Here is a 16474-nt window from a genome sequence, read left to right on the forward strand (position 1 = left end):
CCACGGGACGGGCGCCCGTCCCCGGTCGTCGCCGCGTAGGGGAGCGAGCCGAGCCGGCCACCGCCGTGGCCCCACAGCTCGGTCCCGCAGCTCGGTCCCGCAGCTCCGTCCCGCAGCTCACCGTGAGCTTCTCGATGCCCAGCCCGTGGTCGGAGTCGAAGACCGTCGTCCTCATCGCGCGGCGGCCGTTCTCAGGGGCCGGGCCGGGGCGGGGGTCGGGGCCCGGTCGGGGGAGCTGGCAGGGTGCGCTCAGGGTGTTCTCGGAGCGTTCTCGGGGGTGAGCAGTCGCGTCAGCCGACGTGCCGAGGCCTCCCAGGACCACTCCTCCGTCACCCAGCGCCGCCCCGCCTCCCCCATGGCGCCCGCCCGCTCGGGTGCGAGCAGGAGCGCCGTCAGTTCCCGCGCCACCGACCGCACGTCCCTGCCGTCGACCACCCACCCCGTACGGCCGTCCAGCACGGCGTCCGGTGCTCCCCCGGAGTCGCCGGCGACCACGGGGAGCCCGCTCGCCGCCGCTTCCAGGAAGACGATGCCGAGTCCTTCAGCCTCCAGACCGCCCTTGCGGGTGCGGCAGGGCATCGCGAAGACGTCGGCCGCCGCGTAGTAACTCGCCGTCTCCGTATGGCTTCTGCCGCCCGCGAAGACGACGGCCCCGGGCGCGTGCCGTTGGGCGAGTGCGCGCAGACGCCGTTCGTCCGGCCCCTGACCGACGATCACCAGTACCGCTTCGGGCACGGACCGCCGGACGAGTGGCAGCGCCCGTACGAGGACGTCCTGGCCCTTGCGGGTGACGAGGCGCGAGACGCAGAGGACGATCTTCGCCCCCCGGATCCCGTGCCGGTCCCGGATCTCTCGCGCGCGGCCGGCGGCGCCGTCCGGCCGGAACGTCGCCGCGTCCACGCCCGGTACGAGGCGGCTCATCCGCGCACCGGGGCCGAGGGCGGGCGCGATACGCGAGCGGGTGTACTCACCGAGGTAGGTGACGACGTCCACGTGCGCGCCCACCCGCCGCAGGAGCTGCCGCGCGCCGGGGGTCCGGGCCCACCAGATCTCATGGCCGTGGGTGGTGGCGACCATGCGCCGTATCCCGTCCCGCCGCAACTCCGGCGCCATGTACGCGAGTGGGGCCGCCGCCCCGAACCAGACCCGGTCGCAGCCGTGGCTCCGCGCGATCTCACGCGCGGTCCGGGTGACGCGGCCGGTCGGCAGCAGGGTGCGGGCGCGGTCCCTGACGACGGGGAAGGGCAGGGTGGCGTCGTACGCGGCGGCGCCGGGCTCGCTCGATGTGTAGACGACGACGCGGTCGGCCGGCATCCGGGAGGTCAGCGCGTGCACGAAGGTCTCGATGCCGCCCTGCCGGGGCGGAAAGTCGTTGGTGATGACGAGAGTTGAGCTCATGAGCGTCGCCCCGCACCGGCCGTGACGGGCCGCGTGTCCGCGCCTGGGTCCGGGGGCGTCGATCCCGGACCCGTCGGCGCCGTATCCACCGGCGCCGTATCCACCGCCCCCGCACCCACCGACCGAGCCCACACCACCAGCAGCACGGGGAGCGCCAGATAGCCGAACCGCCCGGCGGGCGCCAGCAGGAACGCGATCGAGAGCCCGATCGCCAGCCGGTCGGCGGCGCCCACGGCGTCCCGTGGCGGTCGCAGGACCAGCGAGAGTCCGACGGCTGTCGCACCGCACAGGAGCAGCGTCACCGCCGCCGCCCACCCCATGGCGCCCTGTTCGGCGAGCAGTCGGCCGGGCAGCGGGCTGGTCGCCGGTGTCACCAACTCGCCCCGTCCGGTGGGAAAGGCGAGCACCTGCTCGACCATCGGACCGGGCGACAGCAGCGCGCTCGGCAGGACCAGCAGGGCCGTCCCGGCGACGGCCGTACCCGCGCACCGCAGCGCCGGGCGCGCGCCCTGTGCGCAGCCGAGCAGCGCCACGACGACCGGAATCGCAGGCCAGGCCGTCCACTTGAGCGAGCAGGCGGCGGCGAGCACCAGCCCGGCGGCCACCGGCCGCCCACGTACGGCGAAGGCGATGGCCAGCGCGCAGAGCCCCGCCATCGGCAGATCGACCCCGCTGACGCACAGGGGCAGCGCCACGACGGGTGAGGCGATCAGCACGGCCGACGCCCCGGCGAACCGGGCGTCCCCGCCCCGGAGTCGGGAGCCGGCGCCGGGCCGCCGGCCCCGTACGACCGCCCGGCTCGCCACCAGACAGGCCAGGAACACCGCCGCGCACCACACCCGCGCGTCGCCCAAGTACCGCGCCGGCCAGCCGTGTTCACCGAGCAGCGCGCGCGGTATCCCGAGGAGCGCCATCCCGGGCAGATACGGCGTGTACTCCTCGACCCGCAGGGGCGCGTCCAGATACGGCGTTCCCGTGGTGAGCAGCAGCCGGCCGGACCGCTCGATGACGTCGACCTCGGACTGCGCCTGCCCGGTGAGGACCAGGAGCAGCAACGGCAGTACGACCGCGCCCGCCAGGGCCAGCGCCGACGGGACCCGTACGGCGCGCGGGCGCGGCAGCACCCTCGCGGCGACGGCGGCGGCCGTGTATCCCACGGCCGCGCAGCCGCCCCACACCCGGTGCGTCCCCACGTCGGAGACGAGGGGGAAGGCCGCCGCCCATCCGGCGGCGAGCAGCCATCCCACGGGCCACCACCAGGAGGCCCCCCGGGCCGCCGACCTGCTGTTCTCGCGTTGGACTCGCCAAGTAATCACCCCGCCATTGCAGCCGTCGGGGGGCATCGCGGTCAGCACGGTCAGGTCGAGACCTGATGGTCGGGTTTCCCCTACCGTCCGGTCCCCTCAGCCACGGCCGGGACCGTCAATTCCCCAACACGTCGCGGGTGTTGGCCCGTACGACATCCTGGTCGCGGCGTACCGCCTCGTACGCCGCCCGGTGGCTCGCGACGTCGGCGGACTGGGCGCGCGCCTCGCCGGCCCACCACACCCCGACCGTGTTGTGCTCGCGGGCGCATTCGATGTCGGCGACGGCCGTGTCCCGTTCCCGTCGGGTACGGCGGGTGTTGCCGTCGTCGTCCCGGTGCCACGCCTCGTCGCGGAAGGCGTCCTCGCGGCCCGCGTACCGGGTGAAGCCCCGGTCCTCGACGCACGCCGCCCAGGTGCGCAGCGCCTCGCTCACCTCGGGGTCCTTCCGCACCTCCTTGGCCAGCGCCTGGGACCGGTTCGACGTGTAGGTGTACATACGGGTCGTGTCCAGGACGCCGTCGGTGAGCCGGGCGGCGGCCTGGCCGGAGCAGCCGTTCTCGGGGATCTCGCGGCCTTCGGCGGTACGGCCGGTGGAGCCGGTGCCGGTGGAGCCGGTCGGGCCGTCGGCGGAGCGGTCCGCGCGGTAGAGCACCTCGTACTCCGCTTCGGTCATCGCGCGGTCCTTCTTCGCCGACGCGCGCCCGGACGCCTTCGGGTCCCAGCCGTAGCCCCAGCGCCGGGCCTCGTCGAGGTCGAGTTCCCCGAAGGGGGTCGCCATCGCCACCGCCACCAACCGGCCCCCGACGGTGGTCATCGAGGCGGGCAGGGCGGGGTCGAGGGGGAAGTCCGCGAAGCCGAGGTCCACCATGCAGCGCTGTGCGAGGCGCGCCTGGGCCCGGGTCGTGCGCTCGGTGTCGCTGTCGCTGAACTCGTAGCGGGCGAGCGGCAGTTCGGGGATGTCCCACTCCTTCTCGACCTTCGGCACGCGGCTGCCGTCGGTGTACGCGGAGGTGTCGGGCGCCTCGTCGGCGGCGGAGCAGCCGGCGAGGGCTGCCAGGGCCAGCGCCCCGGCGGCGAAGGCGGCGGCTCTCACTCCCCCGTACTCGCGTCCGGCGCCGCGTCGACCTCGGCCACCGCCGTGATCTCCACCAACTGGCCCGTGTAGCCCAGGCACGCGACTCCGAGCAGCGTGGAGGTGTGCGGCCCCGTGGTGAGTCCGGACGCGTGGACGACGTCCCACACGCGGCTCAGGTCGGCGGGCTCCGACGCCACCACGTACACGTCGGTGGATATCACCCGGCTCAGATCGCTGCCGACGGCGTGCAGCGCCGTTTCCAGGTTGGCCAGGACCTGGGTGGCCTGCGCGGCGAAGTCGCCCGGTCCGACGAGCGTGCCGTCCTTGTCGAGCGGTACGGATCCGGCCATGAACACGAGACGGGTGCCGGTCTCGACCACGGCCGCGTGCGCGTAGCCGGGGGGCGGGAAGAGGCTGGGGACGGTCGTACGTCGCACCATGAGGTCGCTCCTTGCCAGTTGTGGGTCGTCGGGGGCAGCTCGAACGCTCGCGCGGTCATACCCGCGTGCCATTGTCGGCGCGACGGGGCGGCACGTCACCGGAGTTTCCACCGCCCCGCGCCGGCCCCGCCGCCCCCTCCGATCCGACCGACTTCGCCGCCCCCGCCGGTCCGGCCGACCGGTCCCGTACCACCGCCACCGCGATCAGCGCGACGGCGAGCCCGGCGGCGGTCTGCGGGCCGAAGGGCTCGCCGAACATGACCGCGCCCCACACCGCCGTGACCGGCGCCATCAGAAACATCAGGGTGTTCACGCGCAGCACCCCGGAGCGGCGCAGGACCAGCCAGTACAGGCCGTATCCGCCGAACGTCGCCAGCAGCACCAGCCAGCCGACCGCCAGCCAGAAGGACGTCTCGGCGGGCGGCACCGCCGCGCCCGAGGCGGCGGCGAGGACGGTGAAGACGACGGCGCTCGTGCCGCAGTGGATCGTCATGGCCACGGACGGCGCGACGGTCGTACGGGCGCGGCTCTCCAGGAAGGTGGCGGCGACCAGCGACAGCATGCCGAGGAACGGCACCGCGTACGCCCACGGCGCCACGCCCCGTACCGCCGCCGCGTCGGCGGATGTGACGACGAGCACGCCCGTCACACCGAGGCACAGCCCCAGCCACTGCCGCCGGGAGACATGGCTCCGCAGCAGTGGTCCGGCCAGCGCGCCCGCGACGAGCGGCTGCGTCCCGTCGATGAGGGCGGTCGTGCCGCTGGAGACGCCGAGCTGGATGGCGTAGTAGACCGTGAGGAGGTAGCCGCTCTGCGACAGCGCGCCGATCACGCACTGCCGCAGCAGATCGCGCGCGGTCAGCCCGCGCCAGGCGGCGCGGGCGCGCACGGCGGCGACCGCCCCGAGGACCAGCGCCAGCGGCAGGAAGCGCCACATCAGGATCGTGACGGCGTCGGCGCTGCCGGCGCCGAGCTTGGCGCCGATGAAGCCACTGCTCCAGCAGATGACGAACGCGACGGAGAGGAGGACGTTCATGGCAGGTCACCCCCGGTGACCGAGGAGACGGGTATACCGATCTGTTTACTCACCCTCTGCACTATACAGATCGGTATACTCTTTGCATGAGCACGAACAGCACCCCGAGACGGATCGTCATGACTCCCGGCGCCCGACGCGCCCTCGACGCCGCGTCGCGGCTCTTCTACGAGCACGGCATCCACGCCGTCGGCGTCGACCGCATCGCGGCCGAGGCCGGGGTCACCAAGAAGACGCTCTACGACCGGTTCGGCTCGAAGGAGCAGATCGTCGTCGAATATCTGGCCGCCCGCGACGAGCGCTGGCGCGCGCTGCTGGACGAACGGCTGGCGGCGGCTCCGTCGACACCCGCCGAGCATGTCCTCGCGGTCTTCGCCGCCTCGCGCGCCTGGGCGGAGGCGAACGGCTCACGGGGATGCAGCATGATCAACGCCCACGCCGAGATCGACGATCCCCGGCATCCGGCGTACGCGGTGATCACCGACCAGAAGGCCTGGATGCTGGAGCTGTTCACCAGCCTCGCCCGGGAGGTCCTGGCACCGGGCGAGGCGACCGCGTCCGAGACGGCCGACCGCCTCGCCCGTACGCTCATGCTGCTCCACGAGGGCGCGCTCGTCGCCCACGGCCTGGGCGTCTTCCCCGACGCCTTCGGGCTCGCCCGCGATCAGGCGCGGGAGGTGCTCGCCTCGTACCTCTGACCGTCGGTCTCGGGGCGGGGGCCCGGCGTTCCCCGTCGCCCCGGCAGCGTCCACGCCCGGTCCCCCAGCAGCGCGAGCGCCGCCGGCAGCAGTACGCCCCGGACGACCGTCGCGTCGATGAGGATCGCCACCGCCATCCCCGTGCCGAGCATCTTGTACTCGATCGCGGACAGCGTCGTGAAGACCGAGAACACCCCGACCATGATGGCGGCGGCGCTGGTCACGACACCCGCGCTGGCCGCGATGCCGCCGACGATCGCCCCACGGGCGCCGTCGGGACCGCCCGGCGAATCGGCCCACCGCTCCCGGATCCGGCTGAGGATGAAGATGTGGTAGTCCATGCTCAGCCCGAACAGAATGATGAACATGAACAGCGGCAGCCAACTCACCACTCCCCCATAGGCCTTGAAGTCCAGCACCGACTCCAGCCGGCCGCCCTGGAAGACCGCGACGAGCACCCCGTACGCCGCCCCGATCGACAGCAGGTTCAGCGCGATCGACACCAGCGGCAGGGCGAGCGAGCGGAAGGCGACCACCAGCAGGACGAAGGCCAGGACGAGGACGAAGGCGAAGACGACCGGCGTCCGCGCGTTCACCTGCCGGGTGAAGTCGTACGGCATGGCGGTACGGCCCGCGACCGCGACCTCGGTCCCCTCCACCGCCCCCACGGTCGCGGGCACCGCCCGCTCCCGCAGGAACTCCAGGGCCCGGGTCGACTCCGGATCCGTACCGGCCCCGGCCAGCGGCACCCGTACCACCAGTGCCTCGCCGACCGGCACCGTCGTGATCGGCTCGCGCAGCGCACCGTCGCTGCGCGCCGCCTGCTCGTGCAGCGCCTCCGCCGCCGCCCGCGCCCGGGGGCCGTTGTCCGACACCACCACACGCGCGGGCGTGGTCACCCCGGGGAACACCTGCTGCATCCGGGCGCCCGCGTCGGCCGCCGCCGAGACACCGCGCGGCAGGCTCTGGATCTGGGTGGCGTCCTGAAGACGCAGCCCGAACGCGGGCAGCGCCATGAGGGTGAGGAGCAGCGCCGCCGTACCGCCGGTGAGCAGCGGACGGCGTACGACCTTCCCGGCCACGGCCGTCCAGATCCGCGACCGGCCCGCAGCCGTACGCCGCCGTCCCAGCCAGGGGATACGGCCCCGATCGATCCGGTCGCCGAGCGCGGCCACCAGCGCGGGCAGCGCCGTCACCGAGCCGAGCACCGCCAGACCGACCACCAGGACGGTCCCGAGCGTGAGCCCCTTGAACACGTCGACGCCCGTGAACAGCAGCCCCGTCATGCACACCATCACCGTCAGACCGGACACCACGACCGCGTGGCCCGAGGTGCGCGACGCGATCCGCAGCGCCTCGCGCACCGGGTGCCCGGCGGCGCGCTCCTCACGGATACGGCGCAGATAGAACAGCGAGTAGTCGATGCCCACGGCCATGCCGATGAGCAGCACGATCGCGGAGGAGGCGCTGTTGAACGGCACCCACCGGCCGAGCGTGTCCAGCAGCCCGAACGCGGCGGCCACGGCGGTCGCCGACAGCAACAGCGGAATCCCGGCGGCGACGAGGGAGCCGAAGACGACGAGCAGGATGACGACGGTGAGCGGCAGCGAGGTGGTCTCGGCGCGCTTCATGTCGTCCTTGATGCCCTCGTCCACCGCCGAGGCGAGGCTGGAGTCCCCGGCCTGGTCGACACGCGCCCCGGGATGCTGCCGCGCCACCTTCTCGACGGCGGCGAAAGCGGTCTCCTTGTGGGCGCCGAACTCGGCGTCGGGACCGGCGATCTCGAACGTGACGAGGTCGGCCGTGCCGTCCTCGGAGACCCAGCGCCCGCCGTGCGCGCCGAGCGGTGACCCGACGTCCGTCACGGCGCCGGGTATCGCCCGCAACGCCGTGACCAGGTCCTTCGTGACGGTGCGGCGGGTCTCGGGGGCCTCGCCCGCCCCGGCCCGGATCATCACGTTCTCGCGTATCGAGTCACCGGCGTGCTGCGCGGAGACCATCCGCTGGCCCCGGCCGGCCTCGCCGGGGTCGGTGGCACGGGCCTCTTCGCCGGGGAGGAGGGAGCTGGACATGACGGCGACCACGACCAGGAGCAGCCACGCGGCGATGGCCGCCGTACGGTTGCGGGCGGACCAGCCGGCGACGGACTCGACCAGTCCGGCGGGTGGGCGTTCTGACTTGATTCGGGGCAGCATGAGCTGCTCTCCTTCACTCGGAGGGTCGTATCCGTGGGCTCGCCGCGAGGCGAGGTGGAGCGTCCTTCTGTGACCGGGCCGTCGAGTTGCCGCTCGGCGGCCCGGGGTTCGTCCTGCTGGGTCCTGCTGGGTTTTGCTGCGTCCTGCTGGGTCCTTCTTGGTCCCGCTGGGACCTGCTCGGTCCCGCCGGGCCGACGCGCTATTCGACGTCCTTGAGGATCCGTTCCAGCGATCCGGTACGGCTCTGGAGATCGGTGAGCTGCCGCCCGAGGTCGGCGAGTTGCCTCTCCGTACGCTGCTGGCCCTCCACCGCCTGGGCGGCGAGCCGGCGGTACTCGTTCCCCTCGGCCCTGGCCTCCCTGGCCCGGCGGCCCCCGGTGAAGTGCCACAGCGTCATCGACACCACGATCAGCAGGAGCGCGAACAGCCCTATCGCTCCGATGACTTCCTGCCACGCCTGTTCGTCGTCCATCAGGTGGCCCCCTTCTCGTCTCTCTCGTCCTTGTGACCGGTCGGTGTCAGCGTCTGTACGGCGGTGACGATGGACCGCGGCGTCAGACGGACCGCGAACGCGTTCACCTCGTAGAACTTCATGGCTCTTCCGTCTTCCGACAGCTCCAGGCGCGAGGTCACCAGACCGGCGGCTTCGAGCTTCTTGAGATGGACCTGGAGCAACGCCCTGCTGATGTCCAGTTCCCTGGCCAGTCGGCTGACGTAGTTGCGTCCCCCGGCGAGGGCCGCGACGACGCGCAGCCGGTGGGGGTTGGACAGCGTCGCCAGTACGCGCACCAGGTCGTCGCCCGTGGGCACGGGTGAGTTCATCGCAGCCTCCTGCACATGCAAAGAAAAGTTAGCAGGTGCCTACGCGGATTGCCTACGCGGATGACCAACCCATGTCCGAGGGGAGAGGGAAGCGCTGGTCGGGCGGGCGCCCCGGACCGGACGATCAGGCGGCGGGCGCGTGCAGCAGCGGGCTCTTGTTGCGCATCAGCCACTGCCGGTACACGACCGCCTGCAACGCCGCCTCGCGGTAGGCCGCCTCCAGGTCCGCGTACACCTCGGCGCCCCCGGGCCCGTCCCCGTCCGCGCCGGCGATGCCCGCGCCCTCGTACGCCCCCGGCCGCGAGAACAGCAGCAGCCGCACCCCCAACGGGTCGTCGCGCAGCGGCCGTACGACCATGTCCTCGCGCGGGACCGACGTCGGCTGGCAGGGCGCTATCGCCTCACCGACCGCGATCAGCGACGACGCGGTCAGGTAATCCCCGTGCAGGACGGGCGGGTCGAGCCCGGCCGCTCCCAACACCCGCCGCAGACCGTCCCATTCACCGTCCACGGTCGGGTCGATCATCCACCGGTCGGCCGCCAGGTCGGCCAGCTCCACGATCTGGCTGCCGGCCGCCGGATGGTCCCGGGCGAGCGAGATGAACTGCGGCTCGCGCTCGACCAGTACACGCCGGTCGAGCCCCGTCGGCACCCGCAGCGGACAGCCCTCCACCTCGTGCACGAACGCCACGTCGAGTCCGCCGCCCTCGACCTGGCGCAGCAGCGCGTTCGCCGAGACGTCCATCTGGAGCGAGATGTCCGTGCCCGGCAGCCGTTCGCGCAGTCTGCGCAGCCAGCCCGCCAGCGCGCGGCTCGCCGTGGAGCCGATCCGCAGCCGGGGCCCGGCGGACCGGTCGGCCGCCGCCCGCGCCTCGCTGACGAGGGCGGCCATCCCGGCGACCAGCGGACGTGCGCGGCTGAGCACGGTGTGACCGAGCAACGTGGGCCGGCAGCCGGTACGTTCACGGGAGAAGAGTTCGGCGCCGAGCGAGTTCTCGATCCGCCGCAGCTGCGTCGTCAGGGACGGCTGGCTCATGCCGAGCTGCCGGGCGGCTTTGTGCAGACTCCCGGCGTCGGCTATGGCGCACAGCGCGCGCAGATGCCTGACCTCCAGCTCCATGTACCGAAGAGTAGGCCTGCCTTTTGAGTCACGCCAGGGACCCAAAAGGCCGTAATTGGCTTTCATTCGAAGAAAATTGGGCGAGCGGACACCGGGGGGATGCTCTGGTGCTATCACCCTTCGGCATCATCCGCTGCGGTGGTGTGAAGCACGACACTCTCCCTACCGAATCCGTTCTCGGACGAGTAGTAGGAGCCCCCCACATGAGATACCCCAAGACGGCCGTCTCCGCGATCGCCGGCATCTCGCTCGCGTTCGCGACCGCCCTCACCGCCACTCCGGCCGCCGCCGCTGACCCCACCAGCGCCGCGCCCGCCACCACCTCGTACGCCCAGTACGAGGGTTCGTCGGAAGACACCGCCGCGACCAAGGCCTTCTACGAGGCCGTGCTGAAGTCGGTGGCCGAGAAGCGTGCCGCCAACCCCGGCGCGCTGGCCGTCACCGTCGTCTACGACGCGTCCGGCGCCCCGTCGTTCGCCGGCCAGATAGCCAGCAGCACCCAGATCTGGAACAGCTCGGTCGCCAACGTGCAGCTCCAGCAGGGCAGCAACGCCGACTTCACCTACGAGGAGGGCAACGACCCGCGTGGCTCGTACGCGAGCACCGACGGGCACGGCCGGGGCTACATCTTCCTGGACTACGCGCAGAACCAGCAGTACGACTCCCTGCGCGTGACCGCCCACGAGACCGGGCACGTCCTCGGCCTGCCGGACAACTACACGGCTCCGTGCAGCAAGCTGATGTCGGGTGGCGGCCCCGGCCCGTCCTGCACCAACTCGCAGCCGGACGCGGCCGAGCGCGGGCAGGTCGAGAACCTCTGGGCGAACGGCTTCGCCGCCGCACTGGCCAAGGCCTCCTGATCCGTCGCTGATCCGCCGCAGGCCGGCAGATCGGACCCCCCACCGGATCAGGCACCGACCGGGCGTGCCGGTACTCGCTGTCGAGTGCCGGCACGCCCGGAGTGCGTTTCCCCGCCGCCCCGACGAGCCGTCGGACCTTCGAGCTGTCGAGCTCTCGGGTCGTCTCCTCGTCAGCCCGTCGGGCCTCAGTTCGTCATGCTCGTTCGCACCATGGACATCAGCTCTTCCTCCGACATTCCCAACTCGCGCGCCTCGCCGACCAGTTCGCGCACCCGCTCCAGGATCTTGGCCCGGCCGGGCGAGACCGGTCCCGGTACGACGACGGCGCCCCGGCCCCTGCGCAGTTCGATCAGGCCCTCCTCGCGCAGCCGCTGGTAACCGCGCAGCACCGTATGGACGTTGACGCCGAGCGAGTCGGCGAGGGCCCGCGCCGCCGGGAGTCGGTCGCCGGGGCGCACCGTGCCGTCGGCGATGGCGCCGCGCACCGACCCCGCGATCTGGTCGCCGAGCGGCACGGAGGACGCCGGGTCCACCCGGAAGAGCACGTCAGATCCCCCTGTGCCGGTCGACGAGTGTGTTGAGCAGCGCGGCGGCCGTCGTGGAATCCGCCACCGTGACCGCGAACTCGCGGCCGTTGGTGCGGCGTACGACGATCGCCTCCCCGGAGCGCAGCAGGACGCCGGTGCGCCGGTGGCGGATGCGGTAGCCCCAGCCTCCGTAGTCTGCCACCGCGTTGATCTGCCGGCTGCTCGCGATGTCGATGCCGTCCAGCGGCACCCTTACCCGCGGCCAGGACAGCGCGCCCATGCGGACGGTGAGTCCGTGCCGGTCGACCGACACGCGCGCCGAGGCGAAGACCAGGGCCAGCAGGCCGATGACAAACACCGGTGGACCGTACCGCCAGCTGACGGCGACCGTGACGAACACCCCGGCGACCAGCGTCGTCAGAGCCACGGCGAGCAGCCGGCCGGAGCCCGTACGCCGGGACCAGCCGGCCAGTTCGCCCTCCGCCAGGTCGATCCGGCCCGTGCCGTCGTCGCCGACGGGCGCGTGGCCGGGGTCCGGTACGAAGCGGGTGAGCAGCAGACCCACGCCGGCCGCCGCGAGGGCCACGGCCGCGCCGACGCCGAGCTGCCACATCGGGAAGTGGACGGCGGAGCTGTCGGTCGCGTCGAGGTTGGCGAAGAGAGTCGCGGTGAGCGTGTAGCCGAGCAGGCCGCACAGTGCCCAGCCGCCCGCCGTCAGCCCCTTCACCCCGCGTGCGGTGAGCGGGCCGCCGAGCGCCGACGCGCCCCACAGCGCCCCGACTCCGGCGAAGAGCAGCAGGCCGGCGAGGAGCGCCGCGGTGCGGGACATCGGGTCACGGTCGGAGTCGCCGGCGAGGTCGAAGTGGGTGGCGAGCGAGTCGGGCACCCGGTCCCCGACGATCAGCAGAACGATCAGCTGGACACCGAGGGCCAGCACGAACGGCGCGACGGTGACGGTCGCGAGACGGATGCGAGCCTGATTCATAAAACCTCCCTTGTTCGCATACTACTAGAACAAGTATCGCGACACAAAGCAACCGCCCCGGCAGGTGACGTGCACCTGCCGGGGCGGTTCGCGCCTTCGGAGAGGGGGTGGTCGGAACGCTCGGGAGGACGGGGAAGGTCAGGCGTTCACCAGAATCCTGCCCTCGAACTCCGTGTCGTCCGGCAACTGCCGCTTGATCCGGTCGAGGGCGTCCCGGAACCCCGCCCCGACGATGCCCGACTCGTAGGCCGCGCCGCCGCAGCGCAGCGTCAGGCTCAGCTCGGCGCGCCCGGACGGCGCGCCCGACGCCCGCTCATGCAGCGTCAGCAGGCAGCTGAGCGTGGCCTGTTGGACCGTGCCGCCCGCGCTGACGGGCATGGGTATGTCCCACTCCAACACGCAGGACGACAACACCCCGCCCGCCTCCGTGGGCTCCAGCACGGAGAAATCGGCCCCCTCGTAAGCAACTCCCCTGATTCGGGTACGGACTTGCCGCCCGTCCGCGATGATCGCGATGGGTTCCGCACCGCGGCGGTCCCGGTACCAACCCGCCCATGACTCCGTCGACTCCGCTGTCATGGCGCGGACTGTAGCGGTACGGGACGTGCCGCCGCGCGCGTGGGTCACCGGTTGCGGCTGTACGTCCTGACGACCGCCCCGTTGCCGAAGGTGCGATTGGACTCCAGGGTGAACTCGGTCTGGGCGTACTCCGTACCGAACATGGGCATTCCGGAGCCGAGGATGAGCGGATACGTCTTGATGACCAGCTCGTCCACCTCGTCGAACAGCTCGGCGGCGAGATTCGCACCGCCGCAGAGGTAGATCCCGAGACCGTCTTCCTTCTTCAACTCCCTGACCAGGGCGGCGACATCCCCGGAGACGATCTCCACGGCCGGGTCGGGGCTGGTGAGGCTCCGCGAGGCGACGAGCTGGCGCATGTGCGCGTACGGACTGGTGACGCCGATGTCCAGGGCCACCTCGTAGGTGCGCCTGCCCTGGATGACCGTGTCGAACTGCTTGTTCTCCAGATGGTCGATGCCCAGCGGCTGACGGCCGGGCGTCGGCAGCGTCTCCGGATACTCCTCCTTGAGGAAGGCGAGGAACTCCTCGTCGACGAAGCGGGTGAAGAATCCCCCCTCGCCGGTGGGGTCGCCGATGTAACCGTCGATCGACACGGCGATGAAATAGCTGAGCTTGCGCAAGCCGGACCTCTTCCGCGATGGGCGACAGGAACGACCACGGCCGGCACCCTGGAGCGAATCCGGGGCGCGCGGCCATGACCACTGCACTCATAGTGCTTCACCTGTAGTGGTCAGCGCAAGCGTCTTTTCTCCCGCCCCGGCCCCGCCCGTCGGGGACGGCTCAGCGCGTACGGCGCGTGACGTACTCGGCCAGGGCCAGCAGATCACCCGCCTTCGCCAGATCCGGTACCGCCAGGGAGAGTTGGTGGACCGCCCGCGCCATCCGGTCGGCGGCCTGGACCTGCGCCCAGTCGCGCCCGCCGGCCCGTTCGACCGCCGACGCCGCCCGCACGACAGCCGCCTCGTCCATCGGCCGCCGATAGAGATCGGCCAACTCCTCGGCGGCCGGGTGCCCGGACACCAGCGCGGCGACGACCGGAAGCGACTTCTTGTGGGCCACCAGATCCGCGCCGGCCGGCTTGCCCGTACGGTCCGGATCGCCCCAGATCCCGATCAGATCGTCGATCAGCTGGAAGGCCAGCCCCGCCTCCCGCCCGAAGGCGTCGAGCGCCGCCACGGCCTCGTCGTCCGCGTCGGCGTAGAGCGCGCCCAGAGCGCATGAAGTGCCCAGCAGCGCACCGGTCTTGGCCATCGCCATCGTCAGACACTCGTCCAGCGACACGTCCTTCGGTCCGCGCCGCTCCAGCGCGCAGTCCGTCTGCTGTCCGGCGCACAGCTCGATGACGCATTCGGTGAGCCGTACGGCCGCCGGGGACGAGGCCGGATGACGGTCCTCGGCCAGCAGCTTCAGCGCCAGTGCCTGGAGGGCGTCGCCGACGATGATCGCGTCGGTGGTGCCGAACACCGTCCAGGCCGTGGGCCGGTGTCTTCGCGTCGGGTCCTCGTCGATGACGTCGTCGTGCAGCAGGGTGAAGTTGTGGGCCAGCTCCACGGCGACCGCGGCCGGGACGGCCCGGTGCGGCTCCCCGCCCAGGGCGCGTGCCGCCGCGAGGACCAGGGCGGGTCTGATCGCCTTCCCCCCGCCGCCCGTCGCAGGTGAGCCGTCGGCCTCCTGCCAGCCGAAGTGATATCTCGCGACGCGGCGCATGGCCGGGGGCAACGACTCGACCGCCGCGCGGAGTTCCGGTTGGACGACGCTACGCGAACGCTCCAGGAGCGCCACGGCCTCGTGGCCATCGGTGGCGGCATCCGTGCTGGTCATGGTCAGGTTCACTTCCTCTGCGGCGGACTGGGCGACTGCCGGGCGCGCCGGATGGGGCCCGGCCGTGGATACGGACGGACATGCGCCGGACCCCATCCGCGCGTACGGCCTCAGTGCCGGCTGCTCACTTCCACGTTCTCCAGGACGCCGAGAGCGTCGGGCACCAGGACCGCCGCCGAGTAGTAGGCGGTGACCAGGTAGGAGATGATCGCCTGCTCGTCGATGCCCATGAACCGGACCGACATGCTGGGCTCGATCTCGTCCGGGATGCCGCTCTGCTGGAGCCCCACGACCCCCTGCTCGGCCTCGCCCGTACGCATGCAGATGATCGAGGTCGTCCGGGCGTCCGAGATCGGGATCTTGTTGCAGGGGAAGATCGGCACACCGCGCCAGGCCTGCACATGGGTGCCCGCGACATCCACCGTGGTCGGATTGAGCCCCCGCCTGTTGCACTCGCGGCCGAAGGCGGCGATGGCCCGCGGATGTGCGAGGAACATCTTCGAGCCACGGCGGCGCGACAGCAGCTCGTCCATGTCGTCCGGGGTGGGCGCCCCGTCGAACGGCTGGAGCCGCTGCCCGTAGTCGCAGTTGTGGAGCAGGCCGAACTCGCGGTTGTTCACCAGCTCGTGCTCCTGGCGCTCGCGCAGCGCCTCGACCGTGAGCCGCAACTGCTGCTCGGTCTGGTTCATCGGCTGGTTGTAGAGGTCGGCGACCCTGCTGTGGACCTTCAGCACGGTCTGCGCGACGCTCAGCTCGTACTCCCGCGGCGACCCCTCGTAGTCCACGAACGTATGGGGCACCACGGCCTCGCCGACATGGCCGGCGGACAGGTCGATCGCGGCCTCGCCGTACTTGTTGGTCCGCTGCTCCGGGATGGCCGCGAGCGCGTCCAGATGCCCGCGCAGCGACCCCGCCCGCTCCGCGAGGTTCAGCACGTCCTGCCGGGTGAGCACCAGCACCGTGCAGGCCGTCGCCGCGCGTGCCGTGTACTGCCAGGTGGCCTCCCCGTCCACCAGCGCCTGATCGCCGAAGTACGCCCCGTCGGCGAGGACTTCGAGCACGGTCTCCGCCCCGTAGGGCCCCTCCCCCACCTTCTCCACCTTGCCGTGGGCCAGCAGGTACACCCGGTCCGCCGCGTCGCCGGAGGCGGCCACGGTCTCGCCCGCGCCGAACTCCCGCTGCTCGCAGCGGCCCGCCAGCTCGGCCAGGACCTCCTCGTCCTCGAAGCCGCGGAGAGCCGGCAGCTCGCCCAGCTCCGCCGGGATGACCGCCACCCGGTCGCCGGTCTGCACGAACGTCACACGCCCGTCGCCGACGGCATGGCTGAGCCGACGGTTCACCCGGTACGTACCACCCTGCACCTGGACCCAGGGCAGCATCCGCAGCAGCCACCGCGAGGTGATCTCCTGCATCTGCGGGGGTGTCTTCGTGGTGGTCGCCAGGTTCCGCGCGGCGGCCGTCCCCAGACTCTGCTGGGCAGGCTCTTCCACCGTACGGACCTCGTCACCAACCGACATGTGTCTCCCTCTCGATCATGGGCTGACCTGCGTCAAAAAGCCTCGCACCACGCCTGCTTGTCGCGCTATCACACAAATGAGTGGGACTGGA

General features: G+C 72.0%; 17 protein-coding genes. 2 read left to right on the plus strand and 15 right to left on the minus strand.

Annotation, left to right across the window (positions count from 1 at the left end; genetic code table 11):
• Positions 1-249: 249 nt before the first annotated feature.
• From ACFYNU_RS31585 to ACFYNU_RS31605, 5 genes are all read right to left on the minus strand, one after another.
• The gene (locus ACFYNU_RS31585; RefSeq protein ID WP_356586358.1) at positions 250-1398 is read right to left on the minus strand and encodes a glycosyltransferase family 4 protein; all 1149 of its coding nucleotides are present in this window, start codon (positions 1396-1398) and stop codon (positions 250-252) included.
• On the minus strand, positions 1395-2645 hold the full coding sequence (locus ACFYNU_RS31590; protein ID WP_356586356.1) for a glycosyltransferase 87 family protein: 1251 nt from the start codon (positions 2643-2645) through the stop codon (positions 1395-1397). The genes ACFYNU_RS31585 and ACFYNU_RS31590 overlap by 4 nt, the downstream gene beginning before the upstream one ends.
• Positions 2646-2820: 175 nt before the next feature.
• Positions 2821-3798: a hypothetical protein gene (locus tag ACFYNU_RS31595; protein ID WP_356586354.1), complete on the minus strand. Its 978-nt coding sequence runs from the start codon at positions 3796-3798 to the stop codon at positions 2821-2823.
• Positions 3795-4220, minus strand: a complete 426-nt coding sequence (locus tag ACFYNU_RS31600) for a RidA family protein (RefSeq protein WP_356586352.1) — start codon at positions 4218-4220, stop codon at positions 3795-3797. The genes ACFYNU_RS31595 and ACFYNU_RS31600 overlap by 4 nt, the downstream gene beginning before the upstream one ends.
• 55 nt (positions 4221-4275) lie before the next feature.
• Positions 4276-5256 carry a DMT family transporter gene (locus ACFYNU_RS31605; protein ID WP_356586350.1) on the minus strand — a complete coding sequence of 327 codons (981 nt, stop codon included), beginning with the start codon at positions 5254-5256 and terminating at the stop codon, positions 4276-4278.
• A gap of 86 nt (positions 5257-5342) precedes the next feature.
• Here ACFYNU_RS31605 and ACFYNU_RS31610 point away from each other — a divergent pair, with 86 nt between their 5' ends.
• Positions 5343-5954 (plus strand): TetR/AcrR family transcriptional regulator, encoded by a 612-nt coding sequence (locus ACFYNU_RS31610; RefSeq protein WP_356586348.1) that lies wholly within the window; start codon positions 5343-5345, stop codon positions 5952-5954.
• Here ACFYNU_RS31610 and ACFYNU_RS31615 read toward each other — a convergent pair.
• From ACFYNU_RS31615 to ACFYNU_RS31630, 4 genes are all read right to left on the minus strand, one after another.
• Complete coding sequence (locus tag ACFYNU_RS31615; RefSeq protein WP_356586346.1) at positions 5921-8149, minus strand: MMPL family transporter; 2229 nt, start codon at positions 8147-8149, stop codon at positions 5921-5923. The genes ACFYNU_RS31610 and ACFYNU_RS31615 overlap by 34 nt on opposite strands.
• A gap of 199 nt (positions 8150-8348) precedes the next feature.
• Positions 8349-8621 carry a hypothetical protein gene (locus ACFYNU_RS31620; protein WP_356586344.1) on the minus strand — a complete coding sequence of 91 codons (273 nt, stop codon included), beginning with the start codon at positions 8619-8621 and terminating at the stop codon, positions 8349-8351.
• Positions 8621-8971 carry a helix-turn-helix domain-containing protein gene (locus tag ACFYNU_RS31625; RefSeq protein ID WP_356586342.1) on the minus strand — a complete coding sequence of 117 codons (351 nt, stop codon included), beginning with the start codon at positions 8969-8971 and terminating at the stop codon, positions 8621-8623. The genes ACFYNU_RS31620 and ACFYNU_RS31625 overlap by 1 nt, the downstream gene beginning before the upstream one ends.
• A 124-nt stretch (positions 8972-9095) precedes the next feature.
• A complete protein-coding gene (locus tag ACFYNU_RS31630; RefSeq protein ID WP_356586340.1) occupies positions 9096-10091 on the minus strand; it encodes a LysR family transcriptional regulator in 996 nt (331 codons plus the stop codon).
• Positions 10092-10294: 203 nt separating this feature from the next.
• Here ACFYNU_RS31630 and snpA point away from each other — a divergent pair, with 203 nt between their 5' ends.
• Positions 10295-10951, plus strand: coding sequence for a snapalysin (snpA, locus tag ACFYNU_RS31635; RefSeq protein ID WP_356586338.1), 657 nt, complete (start codon positions 10295-10297; stop codon positions 10949-10951).
• A 185-nt stretch (positions 10952-11136) separates the two neighbouring features.
• On the opposite strand, the gene ACFYNU_RS31640 is transcribed toward snpA, so the two are convergent.
• The 6 genes from ACFYNU_RS31640 to ACFYNU_RS31665 form a co-directional block, all read right to left on the minus strand.
• The gene (locus tag ACFYNU_RS31640) at positions 11137-11496 is read right to left on the minus strand and encodes a GntR family transcriptional regulator (protein ID WP_356586336.1); all 360 of its coding nucleotides are present in this window, start codon (positions 11494-11496) and stop codon (positions 11137-11139) included.
• Between the two features lies 1 nt (position 11497).
• Positions 11498-12463: a DUF1648 domain-containing protein gene (locus ACFYNU_RS31645; RefSeq protein ID WP_356586334.1), complete on the minus strand. Its 966-nt coding sequence runs from the start codon at positions 12461-12463 to the stop codon at positions 11498-11500.
• Positions 12464-12601: 138 nt separating this feature from the next.
• Entirely contained in the window at positions 12602-13042 is a 441-nt protein-coding gene (locus ACFYNU_RS31650; protein WP_356586332.1) for a DUF6304 family protein, read from the minus strand.
• Positions 13043-13086: 44 nt separating this feature from the next.
• Positions 13087-13665, minus strand: a complete 579-nt coding sequence (locus ACFYNU_RS31655; protein WP_356586330.1) for a dihydrofolate reductase family protein — start codon at positions 13663-13665, stop codon at positions 13087-13089.
• Positions 13666-13825: 160 nt separating this feature from the next.
• Entirely contained in the window at positions 13826-14866 is a 1041-nt protein-coding gene (locus ACFYNU_RS31660; protein ID WP_356586328.1) for a family 2 encapsulin nanocompartment cargo protein polyprenyl transferase, read from the minus strand.
• Between the two features lie 110 nt (positions 14867-14976).
• Entirely contained in the window at positions 14977-16383 is a 1407-nt protein-coding gene (locus ACFYNU_RS31665; protein ID WP_356586326.1) for a family 2B encapsulin nanocompartment shell protein, read from the minus strand.
• Positions 16384-16474: the final 91 nt, after the last annotated feature.

The sequence above is a fragment of the Streptomyces sp. NPDC006643 genome (assembly GCF_042870175.1).
Taxonomy (GTDB): Bacteria; Actinomycetota; Actinomycetes; order Streptomycetales; family Streptomycetaceae; genus Streptomyces.

Bases quoted from the DNA above. Each gene is read 5' to 3' on its own strand.
- ACFYNU_RS31585 (WP_356586358.1), bottom strand. From the start codon at position 1,398: ATGAGCTCAACTCTCGTCATCACCAACGACTTTCCGCCCCGGCAGGGC.
- ACFYNU_RS31600 (WP_356586352.1), bottom strand. From the start codon at position 4,220: ATGGTGCGACGTACGACCGTCCCCAGCCTCTTCCCGCCCCCCGGCTAC.
- ACFYNU_RS31605 (WP_356586350.1), bottom strand. From the start codon at position 5,256: ATGAACGTCCTCCTCTCCGTCGCGTTCGTCATCTGCTGGAGCAGTGGC.
- ACFYNU_RS31610 (WP_356586348.1), top strand. From the start codon at position 5,343: ATGAGCACGAACAGCACCCCGAGACGGATCGTCATGACTCCCGGCGCC.
- ACFYNU_RS31615 (WP_356586346.1), bottom strand. From the start codon at position 8,149: ATGCTGCCCCGAATCAAGTCAGAACGCCCACCCGCCGGACTGGTCGAG.
- ACFYNU_RS31620 (WP_356586344.1), bottom strand. From the start codon at position 8,621: ATGGACGACGAACAGGCGTGGCAGGAAGTCATCGGAGCGATAGGGCTG.
- ACFYNU_RS31625 (WP_356586342.1), bottom strand. From the start codon at position 8,971: ATGAACTCACCCGTGCCCACGGGCGACGACCTGGTGCGCGTACTGGCG.
- ACFYNU_RS31630 (WP_356586340.1), bottom strand. From the start codon at position 10,091: ATGGAGCTGGAGGTCAGGCATCTGCGCGCGCTGTGCGCCATAGCCGAC.
- snpA (WP_356586338.1), top strand. From the start codon at position 10,295: ATGAGATACCCCAAGACGGCCGTCTCCGCGATCGCCGGCATCTCGCTC.
- ACFYNU_RS31645 (WP_356586334.1), bottom strand. From the start codon at position 12,463: ATGAATCAGGCTCGCATCCGTCTCGCGACCGTCACCGTCGCGCCGTTC.
- ACFYNU_RS31650 (WP_356586332.1), bottom strand. From the start codon at position 13,042: ATGACAGCGGAGTCGACGGAGTCATGGGCGGGTTGGTACCGGGACCGC.
- ACFYNU_RS31660 (WP_356586328.1), bottom strand. From the start codon at position 14,866: ATGACCAGCACGGATGCCGCCACCGATGGCCACGAGGCCGTGGCGCTC.
- ACFYNU_RS31665 (WP_356586326.1), bottom strand. From the start codon at position 16,383: ATGTCGGTTGGTGACGAGGTCCGTACGGTGGAAGAGCCTGCCCAGCAG.